The following is a 15,596-nucleotide window of genomic DNA, read 5'->3' on the forward strand; positions in this document are numbered from 1 at the left end:
GGCCGTGATACCAAGGCCCTCATACCAAGATCTGGGATGCTGCATCCTGCCTTGAAGAAAGCGTTTCGGGAAAAACGCTTCTATCGTGCTGCCGTCAAGAGAATTTTATCGACAGAGCGGCTCGCTGACCCTTCCTCACGACCTCTGAAGGTTGAAAGCCAGCGCCTGGCTGTTGGGATCGCGCGGCAGAACCGAGGGCTTGGCGCCCGGTGGGACGTAGAGGCTGGAAATCAGCTCATCATAGGACACGTCCTGAATATCGGCCCGGCTGACAGCGACGAGCGCGGCAGCGGCACCTGCCGACTGTCCTGTTTGCATCAGGCTCATTTCCATGCGGATCGCCCCGAAGGCTTCATGGGTGGCGCTGAGCGCGAAGATCGACATCAGATTGGTGCATTCCGCCCGGCGCGGCACGATGGCCGACAGCGGAATGGTGAAGATCCGGTCAGCGCCGCCAGCCTCAGCCTCGAAATTGCCCTCGTTCCAGACACTGAGCGTCGGCGTACCGAGCATGTTGACTGTGGTACGGACGATGCGCTGGGTATGGTGGCTGTCACGCTTGTAGGACCCGGTGGAAATCGTGTTGTTGTCGCGCAATTCCTGGTCGTCGGCAGCAGTCACGTCGTGGCCGGTCATCTGATGGTCGGACACCATGCGCCGGGCTTCCCGCACATAGAGCTGATAGGGCCAGTGCGCCTCATCGTTTTCGTGCGGGTCCTGATAATGCTGGCCGTCCAGACCATAATCAAGGAACACATCGCGCAGAGCGCCCGGCATGCGCGCGTCCTTATGGTATTGCAGCGCGTAGAACAGGCCCCGCGTCCAGCGCTCATGGGCTTTCCAGATCTTTTCACGCATGCCGTAATCGGCCTGCGGATAGCCCCAGGAGCCGCCGATGTAATCGGTAGAGACCGCACCGCGATTGTTGATGTCGAAAATGCCGTTGCCAAGATCGTTATGCAGAAAAAACTGCATCTTGACGGCGTTTTCCGCATCCGCGAGCTGGCCGCGTTCGCCAAGCGCCTTGATCCAGCGGAACAGCAATTCGTAACGGGTCGGATCGAAGCCCGGCGGCGGTGTCGAGGGCAGATCCACCCTGCGGGCCGGATCGCGCGTCATGGTCATGCGGAAATTATAGGCCTGCACAGCCCGGTCGCCCGCGCCAACTTCCGGGGAAGGATAATTACGGATGCCTGGCAAAAGCCCGCTGGCGGCCACGCCCTCAGTGACGAAAGGATCGACGCCGACCTGACCGATCACCCGCTCGAAGCGGCGATGCAGCTGGAAATTATGATTGTCGCCCCAGGAATCGGTCCGGGTTCCGCGAAAACCGTTCAGCACATTGTCGCCGTCCTGCGGCTCGCGGCCGACGGTCCAGGAAACGCCTGACGCGGCCATCAGGTCGCCTTCATAGCTGGCGTCGATGAAGACACGGCCATTGAACACCCGGCGGTCAACCGTTTCCATCGCCTCGATCCGGGGTCCGGTCTTGGCGACCCGCAGCACACCACGGCTTTTAAACACCGGAATATCATATTCGCGCAGCAGTTTTTCAAACACGGCCTGGGCAAAGCGGGGCTCGAAGGAGAACCGGTCGTCGGCCACCTGGGCCTCTTGATTGATCCTGGAAATCACATGGCGCGCCAGACCGCCGAAGGCGCTGCCGGCCTCGACATCGGTGCCGCCAAGCCCGCCCGACATCATCCCACCGGGATGACGTTCACGCCAGCCGCCAACAATTGCCACGGTTCTTCCCATGACTTTTGCCTGTATGGCAGCGGTAATCCCGCCGCTTGTCATTCCATAGACAATAACATCATAGGTCGCTTGCTGTGCAAAACTTGGTCTCAACGCAAAAAGACTAGCCGCTCCAGCAACAAACACTCGACGACCCATAATGAAACGCATAGTCATCCGCCTTGTACATATTATTTACTCTATCAATGTATTGGAAACCGCGCCAAAAAACACATATTTTCAGTTGCATTTTTTGTTTTTCCAACCCTAATACAAATCTTGGTTTTTACACTTTTCAGACACTTTTATTGGGTGCATCTCTATTTTTTTGGAGCAGTTACCTGCCAGGGTCAGGGGTTTTTTGTTTCGGATAGTTACAAAAACCTCCATATCTCCATGGATGCAGGTTCAAAATGCCGATTTTTTGTAGACCCCTGTAATAATAGTGGATTTTACGAAAGGAGGCTGACGCTCACGGCTGCAACCCTTGATTTAGCGCGCATGTCGTGCAGAAACGCGACCTGTTTCGATCACCTGCCCCAAATTGATACAACCCTTGAATCCCGCAATTCGCACCAAAGTGGCGCAAGCAAGGCAAAATCTGGGCGGAACCACTGCCCGTTCTGCGCGTTAATTACAGATTGCTTGTCAAGACGCCCCTCAGCGGCACTCTCTGGGAGAGCGTCGAGCCATAGCGCCAAATGGCGATGCGAAGGTCGAGCTGCTGGCAATCTGAAAAGATTATGTAGTAAATATAACATGTTGCGGCTTTGCACCGTCTGGTGCCAGCATGGCCGCAGACAATGATGGCACCGATGGGGACGTAAACGGACATGATGGATGACACGGTGAAGCGGCGGATTTTGCAGCCGGCGGAAACGCGGCTGGGCCGGCACCGCAAGACGGCACTGGAACTGGCGCAGGCCTGGGCGGTTATCGGGCTCTTCCTGATTGTGGCAATTGCCGCGCTGCACTACGCGGGTACCATACTTATGCCCCTGACGCTTGCGGTTGTGGTCGGCCTTATCCTGGGTCTGGCAGCAGACCGGCTGGAGGCACTGGGTGTGCCGCCGATGATGAGCGCCGTGCTGCTGACCACAGCGCTTTTCACGTTGGTGACGATCATTGCCAACACGCTGGCAGGACCGCTGATGGAACTGGCGCAGGACATCCCCAGCATTGGCCAGACCATGATGGATCGGTTCACACCCTATTTTCAACGCTTTCACTGGCTGCATCTGGACAGGCTGGCCAGCGGCAACGGCCCTATCAACCTCGACAAAATGCTGGAAAATGGCGGCGGTATTCTTTCGACAGTGGCAAGCCAGGTGACGCCCGCCATCGTCCAGACATTGATTTTCTTTGCCGCATTGGTGCTGTTTCTGGCGGGACGGGTGTCGATCCGCAAAACTCTGATCGTCTCTTTCCGCGATCGCGCCCGGCGGCTCTCGGCCATCCGCAGCATCAATGCGATTGAAACGGCGCTGGGCTTCTACTTTGCCACCGCTTCGGTAATCTACGCGGGCGTCGGTTGCTGCGCCCTGCTGATTGCCTGGGTTGGCGGGCTGACGCTGCCGGTACTCTGGGGCTTCTTCGCCTTTCTCTCCAGCTTCGTGCCTTTTCTCGGCGTCACCGCCATGACCTTTGCACTGGCCGTGGCCGGAATGCTGACCCATAGCAGCCTGCTGTTTGGCCTGCTGCCCGCCATTGCCTTTTTCACCGTGCATGCGGCAGTGGAAAATCTGGTGACGCCAGCCGTGATGGGACGGCGTATGGAGATCAACGCCTTTGGCGTGTTCGTCGCCATCATCTTCTGGACCTGGGTCTGGGGCGCGGCGGGCGCCATGTTGGCCGTGCCTCTGGCGCTGATCGGCAAGGCGATCTTCACCGAACTGGCGCCCCATGCAGCGCCGAAACCGAAACTGCCAGGGTGAAACTCATCACCCTACGGCTGGTTGCTCGTCAATTATACAGGTAATATTTGCTCCAGCTTTCCTTAGGCACCTCTGCGCCCACCTGATAGCTGAAATTCTTCACGTCCAGGCGCTGGTTGCCGGTCTCACATTGATATTTCAGCCGATACCAGTGGCCCTTGCTGCGAAACACCGCGCCCGGCGCCTTCAGCCGGTTGCCGTCGGCCTTGGTCTGGGCGAAGGTATAGGCGATCACCTTGTCGGGCGAATAGGTTTTGCTGTCCTTGCCGATCCGGCTCATCGCCTCCATGTCGCAGCGCTGTTCCAGCCGCTCGGCCGGCGACAGCGACTTGAGCTGGCGGGTGGCAGCGGCGTCAAGCGCAAAGGCCGATTGCGCAAAAACCATCGCCAAACCCCCCCCTAAAATCATCAATCGCATATAGAATTTCCTAACAGATACCGATTCGGCGGAATGTATTGCCTGACTTCTGGCGAAGCCAGCACTCAAAACGTGCATCCCGCATTTGTGATCGGCTTCCTCTGTCGCTGGCACCGGCCATGGCCGGGACCACCGATTTCTGCTTGATCGGTGGTGGGCGGGCGCCTATCTCTCATGCAACACATCCTACGTAACACCGGCCTTATACCAAACCCCGCCTATGCCAAAAAAAGCGAGATTGCTCTTGTCTTCATCCTCAAAGTCCCTGTTTGCCAACCTGCCCGCCGCCCCCACGGTCCAGAAGAAACCGCTGAGCGACACCCGCCACGGCATTACCCGCATTGACGACTATGCCTGGCTGCGGGCCGATAACTGGCAGCAGATGTTTAAGGACACCTCGATCCTCGACCCTGAGATCCGCGCAGTTCTTGAGGCCGAAAACATCTATATGGACGCGGCCATGGCCGATACCAAGCCGCTGCAACAGCAGCTGTTTGCCGAGATGAAAGGCCGGATCAAGGAGGATGACAGCTCCATCCCGATGAAGGACGGCCCTTATGCTTACGGTTCGGCGTTCGTGACCGGTGGCGAGCAGCCGCGCTATTTCCGCATTCCACGCGACGGCGACCCGAAGGACGAGAGCCTGCGCGAATTGCTGCTGGATGGTGACAAGGAAGCGGCGGGCAAGGATTATTTCCGCCTGTCCGGCATCGACCATAGCAATGATCATGCCCGTGGCATCTGGGGCTATGACGACAAGGGGTCGGAATATTACACGCTGCGCATCCGCGATCTCAAAACCGGCGAAGATCTGGCCGATGTGCTGGACAATACCGCTGGTGGCGGCGTCTGGGCACCGGATGGAAAGAGCTTTTTCTATACGCTTCAGGATGAAAACCACCGTCCGTCCAAAGTCTTCCACCATATTATCGGCGAGCCGCAATCCTCCGACCGGCTGGTCTATGAGGAAAAGGACCCCGGCTTCTTCATGGGTGTCGGCGGGTCGCTGCTCGACGACTTTATCTATATCGACATCCACGATCACGAGACCTCGGAATACCGGCTGCTCTCCACCAAAGATCTGACGGCAGAACCTAAGCTGGTGGCTGAGCGCGAGGAAGGCGTCGAATATTCGATGACCGAGGGCGGCAATGTGTTCTACATCCTGACCAATGCCGATGGTGCCCAGGATTTCAAAATCATGGAAGCGCCGGTCAGCGCGCCGGGCAAGGAGAACTGGAAAGACCTCGTTCCCCATGTGCCGGGCCGTCTTATCCTGTCGCATATGGCCTTTGCTGGACATCTGCTGTGGCTGGAACGCCGCGATGGCCTGCCGCGCATCATGATCCGCGACCGCAAGACCGGTGAAGAACACGCCATCGATTTTGCCGAGGAAGCTTATTCGCTTGGTCTGTCAGGCGCTGCCGAATATGATGCCACCGTCATCCGCTTTTCCTATTCGTCGATGACGACGCCCAGCCAGCTCTATGATTATGACATGGTGAGCCGGGAGCGGGTACTGCTGAAAACCCAGGAAGTGCCATCGGGCCATAAGGCCGAGGATTATGTGACCCGCCGGGTATTCGCCAAGGCGCATGATGGCGTCGATGTGCCGGTCACGCTGCTCTATCGCAAGGACACGGCGCTGGATGGGTCCGCCCCCTGCCTGCTTTACGGCTACGGCGCCTACGGTGTGACCATTCCGGCTGGTTTCAACACCAATTGCCTGTCGCTGGCCGACCGGGGTTTCGTCTATGCCATCGCCCATATCCGCGGCGGCAAGGACAAGGGCTTCCAATGGTATGAAGACGGCAAGATGGAGAATAAGGTCAACACCTTCAAGGACTTCATCTCTGCCGCCGACCATTTGGTGAAAGAAGGCTTCACCGCTTACGACAAGATTATCGCCGAAGGCGGCTCCGCCGGCGGCATGTTGATGGGGGCCGTTGCCAATATGGCACCGGAAAAATTCGCCGGCATCATCGCCGCCGTCCCCTTCGTCGATGTGCTCAACACCATGTTGGACGACACCCTGCCGCTGACCCCGCCGGAATGGCCGGAATGGGGCAACCCGATCGAGTCAGAAGAAGAATACCGCTGGATCGCCGCCTATAGCCCCTATGACAACGTAGGCAAAAAATCCTATCCGCCTATTCTGGCCCTATCCGGCCTCACCGACCCCCGCGTCACCTATTGGGAACCAACCAAATGGGTGGCCAAACTGCGCGAAAACGCACCCGATGCCGGACCATATCTGCTGAAAACCAACATGTCCGCCGGCCACGGCGGCAAATCCGGGCGCTTCCAGCGGCTGGAAGAGGTTGCGTTTGAATATGCCTTCGCGGTGAAGGTGGCGGGGAAGATGTGAGATTGGTACGGGAGCGGCGAAAGCCGCTCTTGATCCGCCCGATAGCTCAGATAAAACAATAAGCTGGATACCCTCTCAACCAAGAGAACCGCCTTTCATGATCAAGCAGGTCACCCAACCCGGCCAGATTTCCCGGCTCATCGTGAAGGGCTACAAGTCCATTGAGACATGCGACATCGAGCTTGGACGTATCAATATCTTGATCGGGGGCAATGGAGCGGGAAAATCCAATTTTATTGGGTTTTTCGGGTTTCTGCGGAAGATTTTGGATAGGCAATTGCAAGTGACCGTTGGGCAGGCTGGTGGTCCGGATGCGATCTTGCATTTTGGGCGGAAGAAGACTGAAGCACTCTCTTTGGGAGTGGAGATCGGAAAAGACGAATATTATTTGAAAATCATTGCTACCGCCGACAACAGACTCTTTATAGAAACGGAGAAGGTAAATTGGCCAAGTATTCCCTTCGGAATAGAGTGCAATGGATCATATGAAAGCGCATTAGAAACGCATCCAATTTTTCAAATTTCGCCCGAAGACACGGCCAGTTTAATGCGGAAATGGCGGGTCTTTCATTTCCACGACACCAGTTCCAGCGCCCACGTCAAGCAAATCCACAATCTTAACGACAACGAATTTATGCGCGAAGACGCCCGCAATCTTGCAGCCTTCCTCTTGCGCATCCGTGACTACCACCCAGAGCATTACCAGCGCATCGTCAAGACCATTCGCCTGGTCGCGCCATTCTTCGGGAACTTCCACCTCCGTCCGACTGTGAACAATCCGGATAAGATCCAGCTTGAATGGACCGAAGCAGGTCAGGACGAACCGTTTTTCGCCAGCGCTTTGTCCGATGGCACCTTGCGGTTCATCTGCCTCGCCACACTGCTGCTACAACCAGACGAGTTCATGCCAGCGACCATCCTGATCGACGAGCCGGAGCTGGGCCTGCATCCCTACGCAATCAATGTACTGGCCGGGCTGATGAAATCGGTGTCCGAGACCCATCAACTGATCGTCTCCACCCAATCCGTCGAACTGGTCGATTGTTTCGATGCCGAAGACCTGATCGTGGTGGATAAGCGTGGCGGGGCCTCGACCTTCAAGCGGCCCGATCCAGACGAACTGAAAGACTGGCTGGAAGATTACAGTCTCGGCGAGCTTTGGAAAAAGAACCTGCTCGGCGGGAGGCCGGGCCTATGATGCGCATCAAATTACTGGTCGAAGGGCAAACAGAGGAGGCCTTTGTCAGCCAATTGCTTGCGCCATACTATGCTCATTCCGGCCTTTATCTTACGCCGATCGTTGTAAAGACCAGTCCCGGACACAAAGGCGGTATAAGCCGTTATTCCAAGGTAAAGCCGCAGATCGAAAAACTGTGCAAGCAAGACACGAGCGCATGGATAACCACGATGTTCGATCTTTACGCACTTCCAGATGATTTTCCCGGCAAGGCTGATCCTGCCTACACCTCCATCCAAATCGGCGCGGACAAAGCCGCTTACCTCGAGGAAAAGCTTAGCGCCGATATTGGATGCACCAATTTCCTGGCCAATTTGATCGTCCACGAATTCGAAGCTTTGCTCTTTACGGATATTGCTGCTTTTGAAATGTGGACGAATGACGATTCCGTGCTGAACCCGTTGCGCAGCGTGAGCATGAGCACCGCCCCCGAAGATATCAATGACAGTCCACAAACGGCACCTTCAAAGCGTATTCTTGCCGCCATGCCGGGGTATCAGAAAACATTCCATGGGCCGATCATAGCCGGTGACATCGGTTTAGGCCGCACACTCATAAACCGGGTTTGCAAATCGGCCTGATTTTGATTCACTGAGGGCTTGATTTGGAGGCCTCTCATGACCCGTCGCCGGTTTGATCTCACCGATTTCGAATGGACTGTCATCCAGCCCTTGTTACCCAACAAGCCGCGTGGGGTGCCACGGGTTGACGACCGGCGGGTGATCAACGGCATCTTGTGGCGGTTTCGGACAGGTTCACCCTGGGCAGACGTTCCTGATCGATATGGCCCATATACAACCTGCTACAACCGGTTCGTGCGATGGCGAAAGGCGGGTGTCTGGGATCATGTTCTGGGCGAGATTTCCAAGGCTTTCGACGGCGATATCGTTATGATCGACAGCTCCTGTGTCCGTGTTCATCAACATGCGGCCACGGGAAAAAGGGGGATCAACACGATGGCTGCATGGGACGTTCCCGTGGCGGCTTGACCACCAAAATCCACGCCGTTGTCGATGCCGATGGCCGACCGATCCGTCTCGCACTCACAGCCGGTCAAGCCCATGATGGTCGCATGGCAGAACCATTGTTACAGACAATCTCCAAGGGTGCGATCCTGCTGGCGGACAAGGCCTACGATACCAACGCGATCAGAGCATTTGCAAAGCAAAGGCAGGCATGGGCCAATATTCCTGCCAAGAGCAATCGGAAGGGAAGCTTCCCTTTCAGCCAATGGGTTTACCGACAGCGCAATCTCGTTGAGCGTTTCTTCAGCAAACTCAAACAGTTCAGAGGCATCGCAACCCGTTACGACAAAGACCCATTGAACTTTCTCGCCGCTGTCAAATTGGCAGCAGCAAGAATTTGGATCAGATCGTTATGAGTCTACGGCCTAGACAGGATGCGTCAAAAATGCCCGCATTTCTCTACCTGGCTGAAAAAACTTGAAGGCTTGAATTGAAGATTGGCCTGCTTCAAAGCAGAGCCTCGGATATCAGGCCCATCCCCCACACGGCCAATCTTCCCAACGACCACCATTCATCCCCGGCGGCCAAGACAGTTAACGGAATTCCGCCATCCAGAAGGACGGCGGAAGCTGTTTGTCTCATCCATTCCGGTTACCAGAGCAAAGATCTACTTACTCTCTGGTGAACTTCCGTGATGATGGGCGTTTGCCAATCCGCCCGCACCATCCGGCAAGCCGATGGAGACATTTTGCATCATGCCCTGGTCCTCATGGTCGAGGATGTGGCAATGCAGGACGAATTCGCCGATATAGCGTTCATAACGGGTGCGGATGAAGATGCGGTAGACGCCTTGCGGCTTGGCGGCCTCGGGAGCATCGGGGATCGACTTGCTGCTGAGATCGCCGTTCAGCCAGGCGGCATCAACCGCTGTCAGCGGGTTCTCGACATTGCTTTTGATCCAGAGCGTATCCTTCCACACACCTCTCAGTCCGGCATATTGCGAATCCGAATTCTCCTTTCCGTCAGTGACCGGCCCGCTGACATCGTTGCCAGCAGGATCGAGAATGCGGACGATCTGGAAGGGATTGACGTGGATATGAAAGGGATGACTGACGAAATAGGAGCGTAACTCCCATTCCTGCGCCGTCCCCAACACCAGCTTGCGATCAACCACATTAGGATCGTAAGCCTTGGCACCGTCTGGCACATAGACGCCGACATCGTTTTGTACGACATTGAATTGATTGCCAACCTGGAAGCCGTTAGGCCCGTTGCCACCCGCGCCAAGATTGATGAAGAACACCAGATCCTGCTTTGGCTGGCCGGCGACTTCTTCGTCGGTGACTGTCGGATGGGGAATGAATTTCGTCAGTTTCAGCTCATCGTTCAGATCAGCGACCACCGTCTTGGCGACGTCAGGCGTGTAGAAGGCATTGGCATTGGCGATCAGCTGTTTTTTAATGTCAGCAATCGGATCACCCGCTGCTGGCGCGCCCTTCCCCCCTTTGACCCGCACGAAACCGAGAACGGACCGAGCCTGCTGGGTGCGTGTGACCGAATCGGCGGCGTCGGTTGGCGGATTGACGATGCAGTAAAGACCGTCTTCCGGGAAATTTACCAGCAGATCGTTGCGATAGCCGGGTTGCAGGGTAACATCCTTGCGCACCTGACCTTGCTGCATGGTCAGCCCGTCGGAAGCTGCCACGACATACGGCACCGGCTGTCCGGTGCACAGGTCTTTGGCGAACCGGTCTTCCCCATCCGCATCGGTGCTGCGCTCCCGCTTGAAGAAATCCGTGGTGTTCATCTTGCGGAACTCAACCTGGATCGTGTTGCGCACGCCCGCATGCACCAGGCGCCAGCGCTCGGTCTTGCCCGTTTCGGCATTGGCGAACACCGGCCGCACCCGGCCATTGACCGTCGTGAAGCGACCGGAATCATCCCAGCTCGAAGGCGTGAACTGGTCATAGGAAATCACCTCGCCCACTTCGTCCTTCTTGCAGCTCCAGTCGATGACATATTTTCCCTTCGTCGGGTCTTTGGAATCCGGGACAAATGTCTGTTTCAGCTTGCCATCCTTCAGGCAGGCATAGGGGATCTGCTCGAACACCAGCAGCCGTTCAGGAAACGGTTTGACCAAGGTGTCGAGGTCGCCATTGGTCTTGTCTGTCGGTGGGCGGTCGCCGCGAATGATCAGCGCGCCCGCCATGCCGCTGCCGACCTGCAAGGCGGTGGAGCCATGGCGATGCGGGTGATACCAGAATGTGCCCGCCGGATGATCGGCTGGAATATTGTATTCATATTCAAACTTCATCCCCGGATTGATCGACAGCAGCACATTGTCGCTATTGCCGGTCGGGCTGACCCACAGGCCGTGGCTGTGAAGATTGGTGCCGTTGAAGCAATGGGGCACATCCACCGATGTATCGCTGGATGTGCAGGACGGGTCGGCCGGCAGCTGGTTGTCCAGCCTTACCCGAATGGTGTCGCCCGGCATGGCCTCGATGGTGGGAGCGACAAAGGGATGGTCGGGATCGACATTGGTGCCTTGGTAACTGCGCAAGCGCACGCGATCGAAAGGGTTATCCGGCGGCCCACCCGGTTTGCGGATCGTGCCTTCCGTATAGACGACCTTGAGGTCGAGCACCTGTTCGCGCCCGGCATGGGGCAGCGGCACCGTGGATGGTGGCACCCGGTAAAGCGTACCCTTCGGCGCAACAGTCGATTGCCCCAGCACCGGCGGATTGCCGAATGCTTCTTCTGTGGCAGGGGGGCTTGCACCCTGCGCGGCATCCTGCGCCAGGGCTGGGCCTATCGGGCTAATGAAGGCGGCGGCCAAAAGGCAACGCCATCGAGCACTTTGCATGAAATCTCCTTAAGAAAAACAAGGGAATCGCGAAAAGCTACACTTTCTTTAAGTAGCAAAAAAAGCAAACACAACTTTGATGACAAAACACCAAAGCCATCGATGAACTCTGCAACGACTGATCGTCATCCCATTGTATTTATGGAGACATTTCGCAAGACGCGCCGTCTGTCCGAGGCCCGGTTGACCGACCGGCCATTTTTGGGGGCAAGTGCTGCATGCCCTTTGCATTTTCTCCTTGACGTTGCGCAGTGCAGCGGTTCTTTTGCCGCGATACCCGATCTGGAGACTGAGAATGACCGTCGATACCACCCCGCGCACCCCCACCTGGACCTATGTCGATGGCGAATGGCTGTCGGGCAATCCGCCGCTGATCGGGCCGACATCGCATGCCATGTGGCTGGGCTCGACGGTGTTTGACGGCGCCCGCTGGTTCGACGGGATCGCGCCTGACCTCGACCTGCATTGCCAGCGGATCAACCGTTCGGCTTTGGCCATGCATATGCAGCCGACCATGAGTGCCGAGGAAATCGAGCGGCTGGCACGTGAAGGCGTGACCAGGTTCGACGGCAAGACCGCGATTTATATCAAGCCGATGTATTGGGCCGAACATGGCGCGCCCGGCTCGGTCGTGGCACCCGATGCCGCCTCCACCCGCTTTGCGCTCTGCCTGTTCGAAGCGCCCATGCACACCGCCACGCCGCACACGCTGACGGTGTCTCCCTTCCGCCGCCCCTCGCCGGAATGCGCGATGACCGATGCCAAGGCCGGCAGCCTCTATCCCAATTCTGGCCGGATGATTCTGGAAGCCCGCGCCCGTGGTTTTGATAATGCGCTGGCGCTGGACATGAATGGCAATGTGGCGGAAACCGCCTCTTCCAATATCTTCATGGTCAAGGACGGCGTGGTGTTCACCCCGATCCCCAACCGCACTTTCCTGGCGGGCATCACCCGGTCGCGCGTCATCGCCCTGCTGCGCCAGGCGGGCTTCGATGTGCAGGAAGTCACACTCAGCGTCGCCGATTTCCTCGGTGCCGACGAGGTGTTCACCAGCGGCAATTATTCAAAGATCGCCCCGGTTTCGAGGCTCGACGGCCGAGATTATCAGGAAGGTCCCGTGACCCGTAAGGCACTGGATCTGTATATGGATTGGGCACGGTCCGGCAGCGATATGTGAGCCACGGATAGAATTGCTTCATCCGTTTTCCCCTTGGTCGAAGCGAACCAGGCAACCTCGGCCCTGGCTCTTGGCGCGGTAAAGGGCAATATCGGCGGCGCGCGTCAATTGCGCCGTCTGCGTTCCATGATCTGGAAACAGGCAGTAACCAAGGCTGATGCCGAGGGATAAGCACTTGCCTTCGAAGACCACTGGCTGGTCGGCGCAAGCGATCAGCTGCTGCGCAAGCCTTTCGGCGTTGGCGTCAGGCGCATCGTCATCATTGCAAAGAAACAGAAATTCGTCGCCGCCGAGCCGGGCGGCGAAATCGTTGCGGCCAAGGACGGCGCGGAAGCGGCAGGCCATTTCCTGCAACACTGCGTCGCCAGCGGCGTGGCCATGGGTGTCATTAATGACCTTGAAAAGATCAAGATCACCAATCAGCACCGCAAACCGGCCCCTGCCCTCGCCCTTGATGGCCGTCAACCGATCGAGCTGGGCTTCGACGCTGGCGCGGTTGGCAAGGCCAGTGAGAATATCGTGACTGGCAAGATAGGCCAGCCGACGCGCCCCGACAATCTGCTCGGTAATATCCTGCTGCACCGAAAGGATCATCCGGTCTTCGATCATCCGGTCTTCCACCGCAATGATCCGGTCGCCGATTTCGAGCTGATCCCGGCACAGACCGCCATTGTCGACAAGACGCGCGACCAGGGTTTGAAAATACCGGACCGGATCGGTATTCCAATGAGCAAGCGCCCCGGACTGGACAAGATCGCGGAAGCCACCGGTCGGGGCCAGATGCGCGGCATAATCGTGTAATGTCCGAAACGGCTTGTTGGCAAACAACAGGCTCCCGTCCAAACGCATCAGGGCGACGGCCACCCCCATATTCTCCATGGCAAGCGTCATCGCCTCATAGTCTCCGATATCGACCCACGGCGTGATGGCATTTTCTTCCATTGATAACCCTCAAGAACAGGCGCGCATGGTAACCTCCATTCCCTAACCTTTGGTTGTTTTAGCGTGTATGAATTCCAGCAAACTCCCTCATGGCTTCCTTCCGCTTTTTGGCTAGAAACAATTCCGCTCTGGATGCTTTTGCGCTAAGACAAACCATGCTGGAAACCTCGCCTCCCGAAATTTTCGATTGCCAGACCTGCGGTGCCTGTTGCGCCTATCAGGCGGATTGGCCACGTTTTTCGCTGGAAAGCGATGAACAACTGGCAAAAATTCCCGAGAAATTCGTGGCCGCGGATCTGAGCGGCATGAAATTTGAGGTCGATGCGGCTGGCAAAGGCCGGTGCGCGGCGCTGACCGGCGATCTTGGCAAGCATGTCGGCTGTGGGGTTTACGAGGTTCGCCCGCAGGTCTGTCGTGATTGCATGCCCGGCGATCCCGAATGCAGGATTGCCCGCAAAGCCCTCGGCTTGCCCGTCGATGACCTGCCGGAGCCGGACGTCTATGACTGATGACAGGTTTCGCCTGTTTGCTTTATTGTGTTGCGGTAGCGGTTAAAGCCGGTGCCATTACCGTCGGTAAAGGGCAAGAATCGAGGCTCTCGGGGAAGCTCCGGACAGGTCTGGAACATTATACCATCCAAGGGATTAACCGAGGAAGGAAACTTCCCTCCTGCACAATTCCTTCACTCGAACTCGATTGAAGGAATTATGCAGGAGATATAAAGAGCTACAGCGAACCTTTGTGCGCCCTGTCGGGCGCACGGCGCTGTAGGGGGAGCGAATTTACCATTTCGCAGGTTGCCTCTTGTGGCCTGCAATCCTATGGTCCGCTCGCTCACGATTTCCATACTCGATGCCAAGAGGAGATTTTATCATGGCTTTCGAACTTCCCGCACTTCCCTACGCTTACGATGCACTCGGCCCCTTCATGTCGGCCGAAACGCTGGAATTCCACCACGACAAGCATCATCAGGCCTATGTCACCAACGGCAATAACCTGCTGAAGGATTCGGGCCTTGAAGGGCTTTCGCTGGAGGAAGTCGTCAAGCAGTCCTATGGCAAGAATGCCGGCCTGTTCAACAATGCCGGCCAGCATTACAACCACGTGCATTTCTGGAACTGGATGAAGAAAGACGGCGGCGGCACCAAGCTGCCCGGCAAGCTGGAAGCAGCGATTGCCTCCGATCTCGGCGGCTACGACAAGTTCAAGGCTGACTTCATCGCCGCTGGCACCACCCAGTTCGGCTCCGGCTGGGCTTGGCTCTCTGTCAAGGACGGCAAGCTGGAAATTTCCAAGACCCCGAATGGCGAAAACCCGCTGATCCATGGCGCATCGCCCATCCTCGGCGTCGATGTCTGGGAACATTCCTACTATATCGACTACCGCAACGCTCGCCCGAAATATCTGGAAGCCTTCGTGGATAGCCTGATCAACTGGGATTACGTGGCCGAGCTTTACGAAGCCGCAACGAAGTAAGTTTCCAGAGACTTTTTCATTAAAAGGAAGCCCGGCAGCCAATCGCCGGGCTTTTTCGTTATCGCTTCTTTGCCGCCTTATCAAAACTGTCGCGGGCCTTGGCAATACAAGCATAATTGTCGAACGCCCAGTGGCCAAGCGCCTCGATCGGCTGGCGCAGCGATTGGCCGAGATCGGTCAATTCGTAATCCACCCGAGGCGGAATGGTGGGAAACACGGTGCGCTTCACCAGCCCATCGCGCTCCAGTCCGCGCAGGGTCAATGTCAGCATGCGCTGAGAAATACTGCCGATCCGCCGCTTCAACTCGTTGAAACGTTGCGGGCCGTGGGCCAGCATCATGACGATCAGCACGCTCCATTTGTCGCCGATGCGTGTCAGCACGCTGTTGACCGCCTCGCAGCTGCTGCGCTGGTTGACGGCCGCCATGGATACCTCCGGCGCGGCTGTCGGTTCTGATGTGGTTACATCGATGTGC

General features: G+C 57.1%; 13 protein-coding genes. 8 read left to right on the forward strand and 5 right to left on the reverse strand.

Annotated features, from left to right (window positions below):
- Window positions 1–135: 135 nt before the first annotated feature.
- Window positions 136–1,758, reverse strand: coding sequence for an FAD-dependent oxidoreductase (locus tag H1Y61_RS14670; RefSeq protein ID WP_235680755.1), 1,623 nt, complete (start codon window positions 1,756–1,758; stop codon window positions 136–138).
- An 812-nt stretch (window positions 1,759–2,570) separates the two neighbouring features.
- On the opposite strand from H1Y61_RS14670, the gene H1Y61_RS14675 reads away from it, so the two are divergent.
- Entirely contained in the window at window positions 2,571–3,671 is a 1,101-nt protein-coding gene (locus tag H1Y61_RS14675; RefSeq protein WP_174110260.1) for an AI-2E family transporter, read from the forward strand.
- A 28-nt stretch (window positions 3,672–3,699) separates the two neighbouring features.
- Here H1Y61_RS14675 and H1Y61_RS14680 read toward each other — a convergent pair whose 3' ends face one another.
- Complete coding sequence (locus H1Y61_RS14680) at window positions 3,700–4,089, reverse strand: DUF930 domain-containing protein (protein ID WP_015915321.1); 390 nt, start codon at window positions 4,087–4,089, stop codon at window positions 3,700–3,702.
- A 220-nt stretch (window positions 4,090–4,309) separates the two neighbouring features.
- Between H1Y61_RS14680 and H1Y61_RS14685 the strand changes: the two genes are divergently transcribed.
- From H1Y61_RS14685 to H1Y61_RS14700, 4 genes are all read left to right on the forward strand, one after another.
- Window positions 4,310–6,457 carry a S9 family peptidase gene (locus H1Y61_RS14685; RefSeq protein ID WP_180573023.1) on the forward strand — a complete coding sequence of 716 codons (2,148 nt, stop codon included), beginning with the start codon at window positions 4,310–4,312 and terminating at the stop codon, window positions 6,455–6,457.
- A gap of 97 nt (window positions 6,458–6,554) precedes the next feature.
- Complete coding sequence (locus H1Y61_RS14690) at window positions 6,555–7,655, forward strand: AAA family ATPase (protein WP_180573024.1); 1,101 nt, start codon at window positions 6,555–6,557, stop codon at window positions 7,653–7,655.
- Window positions 7,652–8,275, forward strand: a complete 624-nt coding sequence (locus H1Y61_RS14695; RefSeq protein WP_180573025.1) for a DUF4276 family protein — start codon at window positions 7,652–7,654, stop codon at window positions 8,273–8,275. The genes H1Y61_RS14690 and H1Y61_RS14695 overlap by 4 nt, the downstream gene beginning before the upstream one ends.
- A 36-nt stretch (window positions 8,276–8,311) precedes the next feature.
- Window positions 8,312–9,075 (forward strand): IS5-like element IS869 family transposase gene (locus H1Y61_RS14700; protein ID WP_139192301.1). Its coding sequence is split into 2 segments (ribosomal slippage): window positions 8,312–8,627 and window positions 8,627–9,075, totalling 765 coding nucleotides; the frame shifts between segments, so codons are not numbered across the junction.
- Window positions 9,076–9,326: 251 nt separating this feature from the next.
- On the opposite strand, the gene H1Y61_RS14705 is transcribed toward H1Y61_RS14700, so the two are convergent.
- Window positions 9,327–11,525 carry a multicopper oxidase family protein gene (locus H1Y61_RS14705; protein ID WP_180573026.1) on the reverse strand — a complete coding sequence of 733 codons (2,199 nt, stop codon included), beginning with the start codon at window positions 11,523–11,525 and terminating at the stop codon, window positions 9,327–9,329.
- 295 nt (window positions 11,526–11,820) lie between these two features.
- Between H1Y61_RS14705 and H1Y61_RS14710 the strand changes: the two genes are divergently transcribed.
- The gene (locus tag H1Y61_RS14710; RefSeq protein WP_180573027.1) at window positions 11,821–12,702 is read left to right on the forward strand and encodes a branched-chain amino acid aminotransferase; all 882 of its coding nucleotides are present in this window, start codon (window positions 11,821–11,823) and stop codon (window positions 12,700–12,702) included.
- An 18-nt stretch (window positions 12,703–12,720) separates the two neighbouring features.
- Here the strand turns inward: H1Y61_RS14710 and H1Y61_RS14715 are convergent, their stop codons facing one another.
- Complete coding sequence (locus tag H1Y61_RS14715; RefSeq protein ID WP_180573028.1) at window positions 12,721–13,644, reverse strand: GGDEF domain-containing protein; 924 nt, start codon at window positions 13,642–13,644, stop codon at window positions 12,721–12,723.
- Window positions 13,645–13,799: 155 nt separating this feature from the next.
- On the opposite strand from H1Y61_RS14715, the gene H1Y61_RS14720 reads away from it, so the two are divergent.
- Together H1Y61_RS14720 and H1Y61_RS14725 are read left to right on the forward strand one after the other, a co-directional pair.
- Window positions 13,800–14,153: a YkgJ family cysteine cluster protein gene (locus H1Y61_RS14720; protein ID WP_174110368.1), complete on the forward strand. Its 354-nt coding sequence runs from the start codon at window positions 13,800–13,802 to the stop codon at window positions 14,151–14,153.
- Window positions 14,154–14,517: 364 nt separating this feature from the next.
- Window positions 14,518–15,120, forward strand: coding sequence for a superoxide dismutase (locus tag H1Y61_RS14725; protein ID WP_060718972.1), 603 nt, complete (start codon window positions 14,518–14,520; stop codon window positions 15,118–15,120).
- A gap of 58 nt (window positions 15,121–15,178) precedes the next feature.
- Here the strand turns inward: H1Y61_RS14725 and H1Y61_RS14730 are convergent, their stop codons facing one another.
- The gene (locus tag H1Y61_RS14730; RefSeq protein ID WP_234903264.1) at window positions 15,179–15,547 is read right to left on the reverse strand and encodes a winged helix-turn-helix transcriptional regulator; all 369 of its coding nucleotides are present in this window, start codon (window positions 15,545–15,547) and stop codon (window positions 15,179–15,181) included.
- Window positions 15,548–15,596: the final 49 nt, after the last annotated feature.

The sequence above is a fragment of the Agrobacterium vitis genome (assembly GCF_013426735.1).
GTDB lineage: Bacteria > Pseudomonadota > Alphaproteobacteria > Rhizobiales > Rhizobiaceae > Allorhizobium > Allorhizobium vitis_D.